This window comes from Microcoleus sp. Z1_B2 (genome assembly GCF_036700325.1).
GTDB lineage: Bacteria > Cyanobacteriota > Cyanobacteriia > Cyanobacteriales > Microcoleaceae > Microcoleus.
The window spans coordinates 79,775-94,051 of sequence record NZ_JAUBOQ010000009.1 but is presented as its reverse complement, the minus strand read 5'-3'; the positions used below and the strand labels follow the sequence as shown (position 1 = coordinate 94,051).

Below are 14,277 nucleotides of genomic sequence, written 5' to 3'. Positions count from 1 at the left end.
GTTAACAGTTAACAGTTAGCCGTCTAAATTCAACTGTTAATTGTTAACATTTTTCATCTAAAATCGAAAGTAGAAAATGTAAAATCAGAGGAAGAGGGGTTGTGGAATTTTCGATTGCTAATTTTCTCGTTTTAGTGGCCTTTGTACTACTGCTGACAGTGACTGGTGGGGTGGCTTATTTGACAGCGGTTGAGTGGCGCGATCGCAGGCGGTTAGATAAGGCTAAACGGAAAAAAAAGTAGCTCTTTGCTGTTGACAAAGTGCATTTTTTATGATAATAAACAAGGCGAGCGTGTTGGCTCGCCTTGTTTTGTGATTTGAGGTATTTTCACCGCAGATGATATCAAGTTTGGTAACATAAACGTTGTAGGTTCGTAGTGAGGACTTGAGTTTTCATACAAAACTATGATTCCTATCGTTTCCGGTTGGATCGGAAGGATTTAACCACAGAGAACGCAGAGAACACAGAGGGAGATAAGAGAGATGAATAATTCCGATGAAGCGTGGATTTGAGATCGCGGGCGTCCCGCCCGCGCCACAATAAACACACCACAATAAAGACAGATGAAAAAGGGAATTTTGGAGTTGGTATTTTAAGTCCACTGTCGGAAAAATGTATTTTCTTGCCAAGCGGCGGCGGTGCGTTTTTCAAGTGCTGCCATTTCTGTTGGGTTCAGGGGTTTGAATGCTTGGGCGACTTTTAAGTTTTCTTCTAATTGCTTTACTGACTCGGCGGCGATGACGCAGCAGTGCACGCCGGGAAGTGAAAGCGTGTAGCCCATTGCTTGGTGCATTCCATCTAAAACACCGTTCTGAAATAATTTGCCGTAAGCTGGTATTTTCATGGCTATGACGCCGATGTTTTTGGATTTGGCCACTGGTAAAGCGCTGGTAACAAAGGAGCGCGGGTGATGTTTTTCGGCGGCGTTGAGGCAGATTAATGTTGTGTCAAAAGGATAGCGTTCCAAGCCTGCAGCAATGATGGCTGGTTCGTGGTGTCCGGTGATGCCGGAAAAACGAATTATTTTTTGCTGTTTGGCTTCTTCGATCGCTTTTATTGCTCCTTTGGTACTGAAAATTTGGTCTAATTCTGTTTGGAATGAGACGTGGTGGAGTTGCCACAAGTCTAGTCTATCGGTTTTCAATCTTTTGAGCGATTGCTCTAAGTCTCTCCACGCACCGTCTCTGTCTCTGGCGGCGGTTTTTGAGGCTAGGAATAGGCGATCTCGATATGGTGGCAAAACTTTGCCTAAGTTTTCTTCGCTGGGCCCGTAGTCGGCCGCCGTGTCAAAATAGCGAATGCCTAGTTCGATCGCCCGTTCAATTTGCGCCGCTGCTTCTGCTTCTCTTCCCGGCTGCGACAGCGGTGTTTGTCCGGCCCCCCCCAAACCGAAAATCGGCACTTTCACGCCGGTGTTGCCTAAAAGTCGTTCTGGCATTTTTACTGTGGCGGCCGCCTGGTTATTGGGTGCGGCTATGATTTCCCGATCCTGCTGTTCGATCGCCTTAGCACCTGCAATGCCGCTGGCAACAGCTATACTGCTCAATATAAAATGGCGGCGAGTCTTTTTGCGGGTCATTGTTTCCGTCTCCTCAGAATATGTAAGTATAATTTAACCTGAAAGTTAAATGAAGTCATTAGTCATTAGTCATTAGTCATTAGTCATTAGTCATTGGTTATTTGTCCTATGTTTCTTGTTAGTTATTCGTTCTAATAACCAATAACCAGTAACCCATGCCCTATGCCCCATGCCCCATGCCCTATGCCCTATGCCCCATGCCCCATGCCCTTGTCAATTATCCATGCGCGAATCAGTTCGTTTATCTGTTCTGGTACTTCGTCGTGGGGACAGTGACCGGCTTTGATAAAGTGTTCTGTTAACTGCGGATAGTGTTTGCGAAATTTGGCGCTTCTTTCTGTGGAATTCATCCACGGATCGCCTTCTCCCCACAGCATTAGCAACGGGCTGGTTAATTGACTCAGCAATACGTCAATTTTTTCGCCTTGGGGTGTTCGGAATACGGAGGCGAATACTTTGGGGGCACCGGGATCGCAGGAGGGAAGGTATATTTCTTCTACTAATTGGTCTGTGACGGCGCTTTGGTCGAGATAAACTTTTTCTAGGGTTTTCCGAATTGTCGATCGCTGGCGCACGTACTGGAACAGCAGAAAACTTGCCCAATCTTGCTGAAATAAGGTTTTAGCTACTGCAGATATGGCTTTTTGCAAGGGCGGGGCTTCGGGTGCGGGCTGCGGTTCGCTGAAGGGGCCGGCGCTGTTGATTAATATGAGTCCGGCTGCTGATTCGGGGCGCCCTGCTGCTACACACAAGGCGGCGTAGCCTCCGAGGGAGTTGCCTGCTAGTACGGCGGGCCGGCCGATGATGTTGGTGATAAAGTCGTGGAGTTGGTCGCGCCAGAGGTCGCCGCTGTACTGTAATTCGGGTTTTGCCGATCGCCCGAATCCCAAAAGGTCGATCGCCCACACTTCAAAGTCTTTGCTCAGGCCGCTTATATTTTTGCGCCAGTGGTCTGTGGATGCTCCAAAACCGTGAATTAACAGCAGGGGAGGGCGTTCTGGATGCCGATCGCTGGATCGAACGTAGTATACTGAATGCCCTCGCCACTGCCAGTAAGTTCCAGCTATGGGGGCTGTGGTTATGGCTGGGGTTGCTTGCATAATGTAAAGAAATAATTATTTACTTTAACTATTGTATCGCGACATTCAGATTTATATAGTTTTACCAAGGAGCCGGAGTTGCGCCAGCAAAGGATTGGTCAATTTGGGCGAGTTGAGATATCGGGATCTCACGCACTCATAATTAATAAGTTTTGTAACAAATATTGATTTTGTGAGGGGCGCAGCAATGGGAGATATTTGACCCGATCGCATTTTGGATAATAAATTGGGTTTTGGCTGCAACATACCTAGGTATGATGATTTTGCTGTTTGGCGGCAAAATCAAGTTCTGGGCGATGGCGCTTGCCTAGGGGCTGCGAGGGTCGAACCTGATTGGCGAGGGTTAAGGGATCGACTTTTTTAGAGTTATTGGAGAGCTTTTCTAGGTGGGGATCGTTTGTTCAAGAGGTGTTGACGGCTTCGAGGATGCAGCTAGTGGTTTGGTTGCTAGCTGGCAAAAGCTGAGCTCAAAATTTCGCTGCTGGGAGAACTTATAAGTAAAATTACTGATGGTTCTCTGCAGAAGTTTCTCAGAATCGCTGAATATTTTGTGACGTGGTTTGCTGTTCTTAATTGCTTGGATACTCTAAGATATAAGTAGAGCTGCGCCGCTCAATTAATTAGCATTTTGAATACTAGGGAGCCAACTATGCAGGGTGTGAACTTTATCCACCTGAAAGTTAGGGAGTTTTCTGAGTGATTGCTATTTCACCTCGTCCCGTCGGACGCAATTGGATTACTATTAGCTTCGCTTCTACTCTATACCTTTGTCCTATTTTGGATCTGCTCCTAGCAGAGGTGCCAGAAATCTGGCAAGCCCAATTGCGGTTGGGGCTTCAAGAAGCTTTGGTAAATGCTGCTAAGCATGGAAACAAATTAGATCCCGGTAAAACTGTTGGAGTCCGTTTTTCGATCGTCCAAAACCAATATTGGTGGGTGATATCGGATGAAGGTTCTGGCTTTAAGGCCCCTTGCAGTTGCAACCTTTATACCGATGATTGCGACAATCTCCTCGCAGAGGAGGTTGCAGATAACTCTGCACTACCCCATGTGGAACAGGAATGTGGTAGGGGGTTGTTTATTCTTTACCAAATATTCGATCGGGTAGAGTGGAATTCTCAAGGTACCGAGTTACGGCTGTGCAAAGAACTTCCCAGTCGGTATCGGCTGCCGGGGTTGCGCTAGCACCGCTATGAAAGCAGCAGTTTTCACCTCAGCTAGACCTGGAAATTTTTTCGTTCCCGGACTGAAGTTTGCAGTGAGAATTTGAACGCTATGGCTATTGATAGCTGATCGTAATGCAAAATGTGAGTTTTGAGTTAAAAAAGTATAAATCTTTTGAACTCACAATCGCGCTGCTCGATCGAGCGGCGCGATTGTCTAAGTTTTGAGCAACTACTCAAGCCAAAACTCCAGAATCAAAACTCAAAATCATTTGCCGTGGGTGGGACAGGGAGGAGCAGATATCGATCGATCCAGCCATCCTGCCGCTTGGTTTAAGCGCGGGAGAGCTTCTTCGGGCTGTTTTTTGAGCAAAAAGACCAAAGCGGCCGCAGCTTGCTCGCAGGCGCGCGCGGAACGGTTGGCTTTGAGGCGATGCCAATCTTTTTCGGGGATGGCGAGGCGCGCGGCGAGAGCTTGGGCTAGTTCTACCGTACTCAGCTCGTTGAGGTTGACAGTTTGGGTTGTTTGTGTAGTTTCAAGCATAATTGGCAATTATACGGATTTGGCTGCCGTTTCAGAATTTTAAAAATATACTGCATATAATAACAACTTAATTGGAAATCGGTTTTTTTTATTATTATTGTCAGGTTTGCAGATCGAAATGCCTCAACAGCCGTCAGAGTTAAATCCCGAAGAGCAAGAAAGTGAGTTTGTTCAAGCGATCGCAGCCGTTGAGCGATCGCTCGCAGCAGTCAAAGAACGGTACACTCAAATTCAGGTCGATCGACAGCGCCAAGTCGAACTCGGTCATCGGCGCGAAGAAATCCGCCAGTCCAAGCGCCCAAATCCATTGCCGCAACTCAAAAAAGAATTGCGGGAAATTGAGCAAGAATTGGAAACTATCGAGTTGAATTTAGAAAGCAGCCTGTTTTCGTGGGGAAGCATAAAACAACCTTTTTGGCAAGCAGTTCGGTTTGGGGGGCTTGGCATTTTGATCGGTTGGATTTTGAAATCCTATGTCGGTTGAATTATGTTATGATTTTTGATTTTTTTTTACCGCAGAGGGCGCAGAGGGCGCAGAGGAAGAGAAAAGAGAGAATTATGGTGCAAAATATTAAATAAACGGGAGTGGATATGACAAATCAACGGATTGCAGCAATTTTGCGCGCTGGTGAACCCGACGAAACGGTAACTGTTCAAGGCTGGGTTCGCACTAAGCGCGAATTGAAAGATTTTGCCTTTGTCGAAGTCAACGATGGTTCGGCGATGGCTAACTTGCAAGTAGTCATAAATTCCGATTTGCCAGATTTTGAAAATGTACTGAAACAACTGAATACAGGTGCATCTCTAGAAGTGTCGGGTGTGCTGGTAGCGTCTCCCGCAAAAGGACAGCGAATTGAGTTGAAAGCTTCACAAGTACAAGTTTACGGTGATGCAGACCCGCAAACTTATCCCCTGCAAAAAAAGCGCCATTCCTTTGAATTTTTGCGGACAATCGCGCATTTGCGGCCGCGCACAAACACTCACGGTGCTGTCTTTCGAGTCCGCAATGCTTGTTCGGCGGCCGTACACCAATTTTTTCAAGAACGCGGTTTTTTGTGGGTTCATACTCCGATTATTGCTGCTAGCGACTGCGAAGGTGCGGGGGAAATGTTCGCCGTTACCAACTTTGATTTAAAGAATGTGCCGCGCACTGATTCGCAAGAGGTTGATTATGCTAAAGACTTTTTTGGAAAGCGCGCCTATTTAACAGTTAGCGGCCAGTTGGAAGCGGAAGTTATGGCGATGGCTTTCGGAAATGTTTACACTTTTGGCCCGACTTTCCGAGCGGAAAATTCTAATACTTCGCGGCATTTGGCGGAGTTTTGGATGATTGAACCGGAGATGGCTTTCTGCGATTTGCAGGGAGATATGGATTTGGCTGAGGCGTTTTTAAAGTACATTTTTAAATACGTTTTGGAGCATTGCCCGGAAGATATGGAGTTTTTCAACGATCGCATTGACAAAACGGTTTTGGCTACTGCTGAAAATATCATTAATAATCAGTTTGAGCGGATTACTTATACCGAGGCGATCGCACTTTTGGAAAAAGCCGACAAAAAGTTTGATTTTCCGGTAAGTTGGGGCTTGGATTTGCAGTCGGAACACGAGCGTTATTTGGCTGAGGATTTGTTTAAAAAGCCGACCATTGTCAGCGATTATCCCGTCGGGATTAAAGCATTTTATATGCGTTTAAATGAGGACGAGAAAACGGTGCGAGCAATGGATGTTTTGGCTCCTAATATTGGGGAAATTATCGGCGGTTCGCAGCGGGAAGAAAGGCTGGATGTGTTGGAGCGGCGCATGGAAGCCCAGGGTATGAATAAGGAGGAATTGTGGTGGTATTTGGATTTGCGCCGCTACGGCACTGTACCTCACGCTGGGTTTGGTTTGGGATTTGAACGGTTAGTGCAGTTTATGACTGGAATGGGGAATATTCGGGATGTGATTCCGTTTCCGAGATCGCCTTTGAGTATTGATTTTTAGTGTAGGATTGTGTGGCAAAGAGGAGGGACACGGCATTGCCGTGTCCTTACCCAGATCGGCGACTCCTAATCACAAATAAATTAAGTCGCCGAGGGAATTGTGATATCAACAGATTGCACTTTGACCGAAGTTCCCAAACTCGATAACGGCGGTTCAATTGCCGCCGTATTTCCCACTACTAATGTTACCAGATTCTCCGGTTTCAAATAAGTCTGAGCTACGCGCTGCACGTCGGCAATTGTTGCTGCTTCGATGCTGCGGCGGTAGCGAAAAATGAAATCTTCGGGATAACCGTAGTATTCGTAGCGGATTAATCGCGACAAAGTTTGACTGGGATTTTCAAATTTGAAGATGAATGAATTTAGGGTGGAATCTTTAGCAAAAGCTAATTCTTCCTGGGTAATTGGTTCGGTGCGGATACGATCGATCTCGGCGCGAATTGCCTGGATAAACGGTACGGTGGCATCTGATCGCGTTTGGCCTCCTGCGACAAACACCCCCGGATAGTCATATCTCGGACTCCAAGCCGCGTATACTGAATAAGCTAAGCCTTGGCGCGATCGCACGTTATTGAACAAACGGCCGCCGAAACCGTTGAGAACCCCGTTCATTACGTCCAAAGCACCGTAATCTGGACTGCTGAGCATTCCGCCCAAATGTCCCATTTGCACGTAACTTTGACTTAATTGCGGCTGATTTACTAAAAATATGCCGCCGTCCTTTGCTGGCGATACGGTTGGTAGAGCAGGCACTTCTGCACTTTGATTCGGTTCCCAGTTGCCGAATTTTTCCTCGACGAGCGATCGCATTTTAGCTGTATCAAAATCGCCAGCAATACCCAAAATCATATTCTTGGGATGGAAATATTTCTGGTAGAAACTCACCACATCGTCGCGGGAAATATTGGCGAGGGTTTTGTATTCTACCGTGCGCGCGTAAGGACTGCGATCGCCATAAATTAACTTTTGAAACTCGCGGCCGGTAATATCGTCAGGATCGTCATTGCGGCGGGCGATCGCACCTTGAGTTTGGTTCTTCGCTAAATCTAACTTTTCCTGAGCAAACATTGGCTCCCGAATCACTTCCGCAAATAAGTCAAACACGGGTTCCAAATCTTCAGCTAAAGCACTAAAATTAGCCGTGCCAGAAGCAACATCAATCCCCGTTTCTACCGAAGCTGCTCGCTGTTCTAGCAACTGATTTAATTCATCAGCAGTATGCCGGCTAGTACCGCCAGTTCGCATCACTTCTCCCGTCAAACCTCCCAATCCAATTTTATCGGCTGGTTCAAAACGATCGCCCGTGCGAAATAGCGCCGTTCCCCCGACTAACGGCAATTCCCGGTCTTCCATAAGATAAACCCGGATACCATTTTTCAGCTCGAAGCGAGTATATTTAGGCAGTTTAATTTCGGACAGCGGGGGAAATGTTAATTCGTCGTAGTGTTTCGGTGCAGCAGCAAAGGAAGGTAACAAATTAAACGTGCCCAGTGAAACTGTAAAAAAGCACAGCGATAGCAGAAATAACTTTACTTTTTTCAGTCTCAATTTAGTCCTTTTCATTCTTTCTCCTAAGTTTCCTATTGTGACATAGCGAGGCAGAGCCTCTGGATCTGCGTTCCCCGGCTCTGCCCAAGGCGTGACAACTTAACGTTAAACCTACCGTCTCTCTTGTTTGTCGCGAACTGCAAGATCCCCCCTAACCCCCCTTATTAAGGGGGGGACAAGAGTGTTCTCAAAGTCCCCCTTCTTAAGGGGGATTTAGGGGGATCTAGATTCGACTAAAAGCGACATTTATTATGGGTTTTAGTCTTAAGTTGTCAGGAAGGGGCAGAGCCTGAAAACGAGTTTTTCTTCCTTCTTCCTTCTTCTTACAGAGGCAAAAGCTTACCAATCGTGCGATTTTCCGGGCGGAAAGTTGCCTGAGCGACACGCTGAATGTCAGCGGGAGTAACAGCCGCGATCGCATCCAATTCCTTAAACAAATTTCGCCACGAACCGGTGTTTACTTGATAGTCCACCAGCGAAAATGCCATGCCCATATTAGAATTGAGCGATCGCAACAAATCGGCTCTCGCCTGAGTTTTCACGCGCTCCAATTCCAAAGCAGAAACCGGCTCTGTTTTCAGGCGCTCGATTTCCTTCCTCAAAGCGGAGGCTACTTCATCAACCGTGCGGCCCGGAGCAGTTTGAGCGTAAAATAACATCAAATTCGGATACTTTTCCCCAGGATAACCACTGAAACCTTGAGCAGCCAGCGCCAATTGCTGTTGTTCTACCAAAGATTTATAGAGCCGAGAAGTGCGGCCATCGCTGAGCAAAGAACCAATCATTTCATAAACCGCATTGTCGGGATGATTCATCGCCGGTTTGTGGTATCCTTCCAAATACCAAGGTTGAGTTTTTAATTGCAGCGTCACTTCCTTAGTTTGCGTTTGGGGAGGTTCGACAATCTGCAATTCTGGAGGCTCTGGTGAAGCCTTGTAACGGCCGAAATAAATTTGAGCGAGTCGCTTCACCTCCGAAGCTTTCACGTCTCCTACCACTGCCACAGTCAGCTTGCTGGGGACATAGTGAGTATCGAAAAACTTCTGCACGTCGCTGCGGGTGAGGTTTTTAATGTCTTCAGTGTAGCCAATTACGGGGCGACGGTAGGGATGAACAGAGAAAGCTTTGTTGGCAAAAGCTTCAACCATTTGTCCGATCGGAGAATTCTCGGTTCGCAGCCTGCGCTCTTCTAAAATTACCTGTTTTTCTTTGTAAAATTCCCGAAATACTGGTTCTAGAAATCGCTCTGATTCCAGCGACATCCACATTTCTAACTTATTAGCTGGCAGGCTGTAAAAATACATTGTGGCGTCGGTGGAAGTAGCGGCATTTAGTCCGACTCCGCCTGCTTGTTCCACTATTTTGCCCAGTTCATTGCGCTTGACAAATTGCGAAGCTTCGGCTTCAACTTTGTCAAATTCTGCTTTTAATTGGGCGACTTCTTCAGTTTTGCCGCTGGCCTTGGCTGCTTGCATTTGCTCGAAGAGTTGGTCTTGTTTTTCTAGCAGCGGCTTTTCGGCTTGGTAGTCGGTAGTGCCGATTTTTGGCGTGCCTTTGAAGGCTAAATGTTCGAGATAGTGAGCGACTCCGGTTTGGCCGTCGGGTTCGTTTGCCCCGCCGACATCGGCGTGAATCAGAAACGATGCTACGGGCGCTCTGGGCCTTTCGAGTACGATGAATTTCATGCCGTTGTCGAGCTTAAATTCGCTGACTTGGCTGATTACTCGATCGAGCGACGGTTGAACAGAGACTGCTTGGGAGCCGCTAGCGGGGTTGGGGCGGGCGAGGGCGATTTCGGGGGAAAGTCCCCACCACAGCAGTACAGCGGCTAGCAGGGAGGCGATGAATCGAGTTTGGCTCACGGGCGATTCCCTACGGGATAGCTTCGCTTCACGGGGTTTTTGGAACTGCGGGGTCATTCGATTTTAGATTTTAGATTTTAGATTTTGGATTGTCAAACAAACAATGTTTGTGCTCGGTGGCCAGAGATTCTTTTCTCAGGATAAAGATTTTTTGAGGCATAAGCGATCTGTTGCGCCGCAGATGTTAGGCTGATACAGCAAATCTCAAAAAGGGTCATTCGATTTTAGATTTTAGATTTTGGATTTTGGATTGTCAAACAAAAAAATGTTTGCCCTCAATGCCAGAGATTCTTTTTAAAACTTAACATCAATTAGTCCCTCAGTCCAGCTCCCGTAGTTCCAAGTAGCAAATTACCCATTGCAAAGCCATGCGAATTTTTAATCAGTCTCCTCCTTCTGAAACAGAAACCAAGAAGCGGATTTTACAAGCCGCTCAGCGGTTGTTTGCCCGCAGCGGATACGACGGGACGACAACTCGCGATTTAGCAGCAGCGGCGGGGGTGGCCGAGGGTACGCTTTTTCGGCATTTTGATAATAAAAAAGCGATTTTGATTGAGGTGGCGACGGAAGGATGGGTGGAGTTGCTGACGGATTTGCTGACAGAATTAAGCGAGATGGGCAGTTACAAAGCAGTGGCTCAGGTGATGCGGCGACGGATGCTGAATATCCGCGAGAATAGCGACATGATGCGGGTGTGTTTTTTGGAGGCACAATTTCACCCGGATTTGCGCGACAGAATTCAGTTGGAAGTCATCGGAAAAATGAGCGATGTGGCTGAGGCTTTTTTTGAAACCGCGATGGAAAAAGGAGTTTATCGGAAGATGAATCCGAAGATTGTCGCTCAGGTATTTTTGGGAATGTTTGCAGTCGCGGGTTTCAGTCAAAATACGATTATGGAGCCGAATGCTTCGCCCCAGGAAATGCAGGAAATGGCCGAAGGACTCGCAGATATTTTTCTGAATGGGGTTTTGCAGAAAGATGAATAATTAGTCATTAGTTATTAGTTATTGGTTATTTATTGGTTATTGGTTATAACCGACATCTTGCAGCAATATCAATAAGAGGATTTTTCGTGGGGTCTGGCGGGTTTATAGAACCTATTTGCAAGCTTTAAGGCTGTTGGCGAACCCGCCCCTACGGCTAATTGAGAATGGTGCAATATCTCAGTTATAACCAATAACCCCTCACCCATCCCCAATCCCCAATTACTCTATAAATTCGTACATTTGCTGTACCCACTTCTCCCGATTATTCTGCCATTCATCCGTCACTACTTCCCAAGTTGTATTGCTTTCAAGTTCCAGCAAGAGACTTGATACTTCTTCCAGCGTCGATGCTATATGACATTCTTCTACCCAACTTTCACGGATCATTTTCCAGAGACTTTGTACTGCTTCTCGCTGATAATTTGATTCTAATTCAACTAGCAATTTGGCTAGGTGTTTTTCGTCAATTGCTGCTGACACCTCGCTCATCCAACAGTCGCGACGTTCTTTCCATTCTTCCGTCACTGCATCCCCGTTTAGGTGGGCTTGAAACTCTAACAGTAATTGGTTTAGTTCTACCATATTAAATTTTGTCTTGTTTGCAGTTGGTGCTATTTTTGTACAAATTTTATTGATTTAGACTCTTGGTTTTTTATAGTGAGCGATGTGGCTGAGGCTTTTTGGGAAACGGCTCAGGTATTTTTGAGAATGTTTGCAGTGGCGCCCTTCAGTCAAAATACGATTATGAAGCCGAATGCTTCTCGGCAGCAAATGCAAAAAATGGCTGAAGGACTCGCTGATATTTTTCTAAATGGGGTTTTGCAGAAAGATGAAGAATTAGTGATTAGTCATTAGGAAATGTTAGAGTCTGAAAACGCATATCTACAGGCTCTAAATCCTCGAAACTACTCCTTAAACTTGTGCATTTGCTGTACCCATTTCTCGCGATTCTGCTGCCATTCATCGGTAACCGCTTCCCAATTGGTATTGGTTTCAAGTTCCAGCAATAAACTTGATACTTCTTGAACAATCGATGCTGCCAGACATTCTTCTACCCAACGGTCTCGACGCTGTTGCCACTGAATATCCACCGATTCCCACTGCAAGTTAGATTCCAATTCAACTAGCAATTCTGCTAGATATGTCAGGTTAACTGATGCTGCCACATCGCTAACCCAACTTTCCCGGCGGTCTATCCATTCTTTTGTCACTCCTTCCCATTTGAGGTTGCTTTCAAACTCTAACAGTAACTGATTTAGTTCTACCATCTTAAATCTTGGGTTTTTTGTAGTTTGTGCTACAATTATACCAAAATTTTCACTAAACAGAGTGTTAAGTTTTTTTTAAGATTGCGGTCGCAGTGAAACTACAGAATAGATAACTGAATAATGAACGATGAATTTACTTTAGATATGCTAGAGATTCCCAGCGGTTGGAGGCGGGGCGAAGGTGACTGGACTGGAGTGGCGGCGGCTCTTGCTAGAGGGGAAACTGTCGAAGTAATTCAAGAAGTGGGTTCTACGTTGTGGCAAAACAGTCTGCCAGAAAAACATTCTTTGTATTGGGATGGGGAAAATCTATCAACTATCAAAGCCCGAATTTGGATTAGTTTCACCCAGAGAAGATTTTCGCCGGAATCTGTTTTGCCAAAGGTTCAGTGGCATCCGAGAGTGTTGTGGGTAGGGATAGGTTGTGAAGGCGGAACAGGGCGAGAATTAATCGAAACTGCGATTAAACAAGTATGCCGTGCTTATCATTTAGCCGAAAGTGCGATCGCAGGTATTGCTACAATAGATACTAAAGCAGGTGAAGTCGGCTTGCTGGAGCTTTGTCAAGCGCGAAATTGGCCGTTAAAAACCTTTGGGGCTGACATTTTAAGTTCCGTAGAAGTCCCCAATCCTTCAAATATTGTAGTCAAAGAAGTCGGCACGCCCAGCGTAGCAGAAGCTGCGGCACTTTGTGCGATCGAACTAATATCTTGTACCATTCTCAAGAACAGGCAAGATGCCTGTTCCACAATTCTCAACAACAGGCAAGATGCCTGTTCCACAAAGACTGAATCTGCTTGTGGGGAGGGCATCTTGCCCGCCCGTACCATTCTCAACAACAGGCAAGATGCCTGTTCCACAATTCTCAACAACAGGCAAGATGCCTGTTCCACAAACAGTGAATCTGCTTGTGGGGTGGGCATCTTGCCCGCCCAGCAAAGGCTTTTAGTCCCTAAACAAATATTTCGCAGCAAAAATCCCCCCCTTTCACAAGGAGGGGTTAGGGCGGGTTCTGCGGTAACAGTAGCCGTTGCAGTTTGCCCGATCGAATATCTGGAGTATCTGGGATAATGTACTACTGAGACAAAGTATTGGCATTCACAAATCGACCAATCAACCCAGAAACGAATGACAACACAATGGAACCCACCAAAGCCGGCCAAAAACCGTTAACCACAAAGCCGATACTGAACACACTCGCTAACCAGGAAGCCAGGGAAAGCGAAATTGCATTGACAACGAATAAAAACAAACCTAAAGTAATAATGGTCAAAGGAAGCGTCATCAATGTAAGAATCGGTCTGACAACCGCGTTCACCAATCCGATAACAACAGCAGCCAGCATCGCCGCCGGAAAGCTAACCACCGCCATACCTGGTACAATGTTAGCGGTAATGATCAGCGAAACCGCTGCTACTATCCAAGTTAAGAAAAAACTTAGCATATCTTTTTGTCCATCTCCATCACTATTTATTAAGATTGTAACTGTTTAGTCGATCGACCAAAGTTCGGGATACACTACGAAATACCCACCTTGCGAGAATATCAGAATTATGAAACTCCGGCAACTAGCAGCATTCCTATTCGCGCTAACTATCTTCATCCTGCCGCGGCCAGCCCAAGCTCAATCTAAATATTACGCTCCGCCCTTGTCCTTTAGCAACGCCGAACTGACAAGACGCGATTTTTCTGGTCAAATGCTGCGGGCCGCTGAGTTTTCTAACGCTAATATGGACTTGACTAATTTTTCTAATGCCGATTTGCGGGGAGCAATTATGAGCGCTTCGGTGATGACTGAGGCGAATTTGCACGGAGCAAATTTAACTAATGCAATGATTGATCAAGTTAAATTTACTAAGGCCGATTTAAGCGATGCAATATTAGCAGAAACAATTTTGCTGCGTTCTACTTTTGAGGGAGCTGATATTACCGGCGCTGACTTTACTGATGCAATTATGGACGGATCACAAGTTAAAGAATTGTGCACAAAGGCCACCGGGATTAATTCCCAAACTGGGATTTCTACTCGCGATTCTTTGGGATGCCGCTGATATCATCTCCGGTCAATTACTGATGATTGTTTGTTGGGTGGGGGCGGGTTTTTGAAATTGTTTGTTTGGGGCGATTATGGTTGGTGGAACCCACCCCTACGAAACCCTATTTGGTAGGGGCGGGTTCCACCAAAAATATCTAAGGATTACCAACAATTTAGATAAACCCGCCCCCACACCACGAATAATTCAC

The 14,277-nt window shown here is 46.2% G+C and carries 15 protein-coding genes and 1 pseudogene; 8 read left to right on the top strand and 8 right to left on the bottom strand.

All coding sequences use genetic code 11. The features are described 5' to 3' along the window. Positions 1-101 precede the first annotated feature (101 nt). Complete coding sequence (locus tag QT984_RS07280; RefSeq protein WP_333056396.1) at positions 102-242, top strand: hypothetical protein; 141 nt, start codon at positions 102-104, stop codon at positions 240-242. Between the two features lie 351 nt (positions 243-593). Here the strand turns inward: QT984_RS07280 and QT984_RS07275 are convergent, their stop codons facing one another. Together QT984_RS07275 and QT984_RS07270 are read right to left on the bottom strand one after the other, a co-directional pair. Continuing rightward, positions 594-1,580 (bottom strand): aldo/keto reductase, encoded by a 987-nt coding sequence (locus QT984_RS07275; RefSeq protein WP_333056395.1) that lies wholly within the window; start codon positions 1,578-1,580, stop codon positions 594-596. Between the two features lie 188 nt (positions 1,581-1,768). After that, a complete protein-coding gene (locus QT984_RS07270) occupies positions 1,769-2,680 on the bottom strand; it encodes an alpha/beta fold hydrolase (protein WP_333373665.1) in 912 nt (303 codons plus the stop codon). A gap of 696 nt (positions 2,681-3,376) precedes the next feature. Here QT984_RS07270 and QT984_RS07265 point away from each other — a divergent pair. Further along, positions 3,377-3,865 carry an anti-sigma regulatory factor gene (locus QT984_RS07265; protein ID WP_333056392.1) on the top strand — a complete coding sequence of 163 codons (489 nt, stop codon included), beginning with the start codon at positions 3,377-3,379 and terminating at the stop codon, positions 3,863-3,865. 246 nt (positions 3,866-4,111) lie between these two features. Here the strand turns inward: QT984_RS07265 and QT984_RS07260 are convergent, their stop codons facing one another. Next, entirely contained in the window at positions 4,112-4,387 is a 276-nt protein-coding gene (locus QT984_RS07260) for a DUF6439 family protein (RefSeq protein ID WP_333056391.1), read from the bottom strand. A 118-nt stretch (positions 4,388-4,505) separates the two neighbouring features. Here QT984_RS07260 and QT984_RS07255 point away from each other — a divergent pair, with 118 nt between their 5' ends. Both QT984_RS07255 and asnS read left to right on the top strand, forming a co-directional pair. Continuing rightward, positions 4,506-4,871 carry a DUF2203 domain-containing protein gene (locus QT984_RS07255; protein WP_333056390.1) on the top strand — a complete coding sequence of 122 codons (366 nt, stop codon included), beginning with the start codon at positions 4,506-4,508 and terminating at the stop codon, positions 4,869-4,871. A gap of 107 nt (positions 4,872-4,978) precedes the next feature. Beyond that, complete coding sequence (gene asnS / locus QT984_RS07250; protein ID WP_333261399.1) at positions 4,979-6,370, top strand: asparagine--tRNA ligase; 1,392 nt, start codon at positions 4,979-4,981, stop codon at positions 6,368-6,370. 80 nt (positions 6,371-6,450) lie between these two features. Here the strand turns inward: asnS and QT984_RS07245 are convergent, their stop codons facing one another. Together QT984_RS07245 and QT984_RS07240 are read right to left on the bottom strand one after the other, a co-directional pair. Next, positions 6,451-7,932, bottom strand: coding sequence for a pitrilysin family protein (locus QT984_RS07245; RefSeq protein ID WP_333207831.1), 1,482 nt, complete (start codon positions 7,930-7,932; stop codon positions 6,451-6,453). 308 nt (positions 7,933-8,240) lie between these two features. After that, positions 8,241-9,836, bottom strand: a complete 1,596-nt coding sequence (locus tag QT984_RS07240; protein ID WP_333056385.1) for a pitrilysin family protein — start codon at positions 9,834-9,836, stop codon at positions 8,241-8,243. Positions 9,837-10,147: 311 nt separating this feature from the next. Between QT984_RS07240 and QT984_RS07235 the strand changes: the two genes are divergently transcribed. Next, complete coding sequence (locus QT984_RS07235) at positions 10,148-10,765, top strand: helix-turn-helix domain-containing protein (RefSeq protein ID WP_333056383.1); 618 nt, start codon at positions 10,148-10,150, stop codon at positions 10,763-10,765. Positions 10,766-10,984: 219 nt separating this feature from the next. Here QT984_RS07235 and QT984_RS07230 read toward each other — a convergent pair whose 3' ends face one another. Continuing rightward, a complete protein-coding gene (locus QT984_RS07230; RefSeq protein ID WP_333056382.1) occupies positions 10,985-11,347 on the bottom strand; it encodes a hypothetical protein in 363 nt (120 codons plus the stop codon). A gap of 75 nt (positions 11,348-11,422) precedes the next feature. Here QT984_RS07230 and QT984_RS07225 point away from each other — a divergent pair. Continuing rightward, positions 11,423-11,620 (top strand): annotated as a pseudogene (locus QT984_RS07225) (TetR/AcrR family transcriptional regulator); the annotation flags it as partial. A gap of 50 nt (positions 11,621-11,670) precedes the next feature. Here QT984_RS07225 and QT984_RS07220 read toward each other — a convergent pair. Continuing rightward, positions 11,671-12,033 carry a hypothetical protein gene (locus tag QT984_RS07220; protein WP_333056380.1) on the bottom strand — a complete coding sequence of 121 codons (363 nt, stop codon included), beginning with the start codon at positions 12,031-12,033 and terminating at the stop codon, positions 11,671-11,673. 120 nt (positions 12,034-12,153) lie between these two features. On the opposite strand from QT984_RS07220, the gene QT984_RS07215 reads away from it, so the two are divergent. After that, positions 12,154-13,104, top strand: a complete 951-nt coding sequence (locus QT984_RS07215) for a cobalamin biosynthesis protein (RefSeq protein ID WP_333056379.1) — start codon at positions 12,154-12,156, stop codon at positions 13,102-13,104. Between the two features lie 4 nt (positions 13,105-13,108). Here QT984_RS07215 and QT984_RS07210 read toward each other — a convergent pair whose 3' ends face one another. Then, complete coding sequence (locus tag QT984_RS07210) at positions 13,109-13,477, bottom strand: phage holin family protein (RefSeq protein WP_333056376.1); 369 nt, start codon at positions 13,475-13,477, stop codon at positions 13,109-13,111. A 109-nt stretch (positions 13,478-13,586) separates the two neighbouring features. Here QT984_RS07210 and QT984_RS07205 point away from each other — a divergent pair, with 109 nt between their 5' ends. Then, on the top strand, positions 13,587-14,084 hold the full coding sequence (locus tag QT984_RS07205) for a pentapeptide repeat-containing protein (protein ID WP_333056374.1): 498 nt from the start codon (positions 13,587-13,589) through the stop codon (positions 14,082-14,084). Positions 14,085-14,277: the final 193 nt, after the last annotated feature.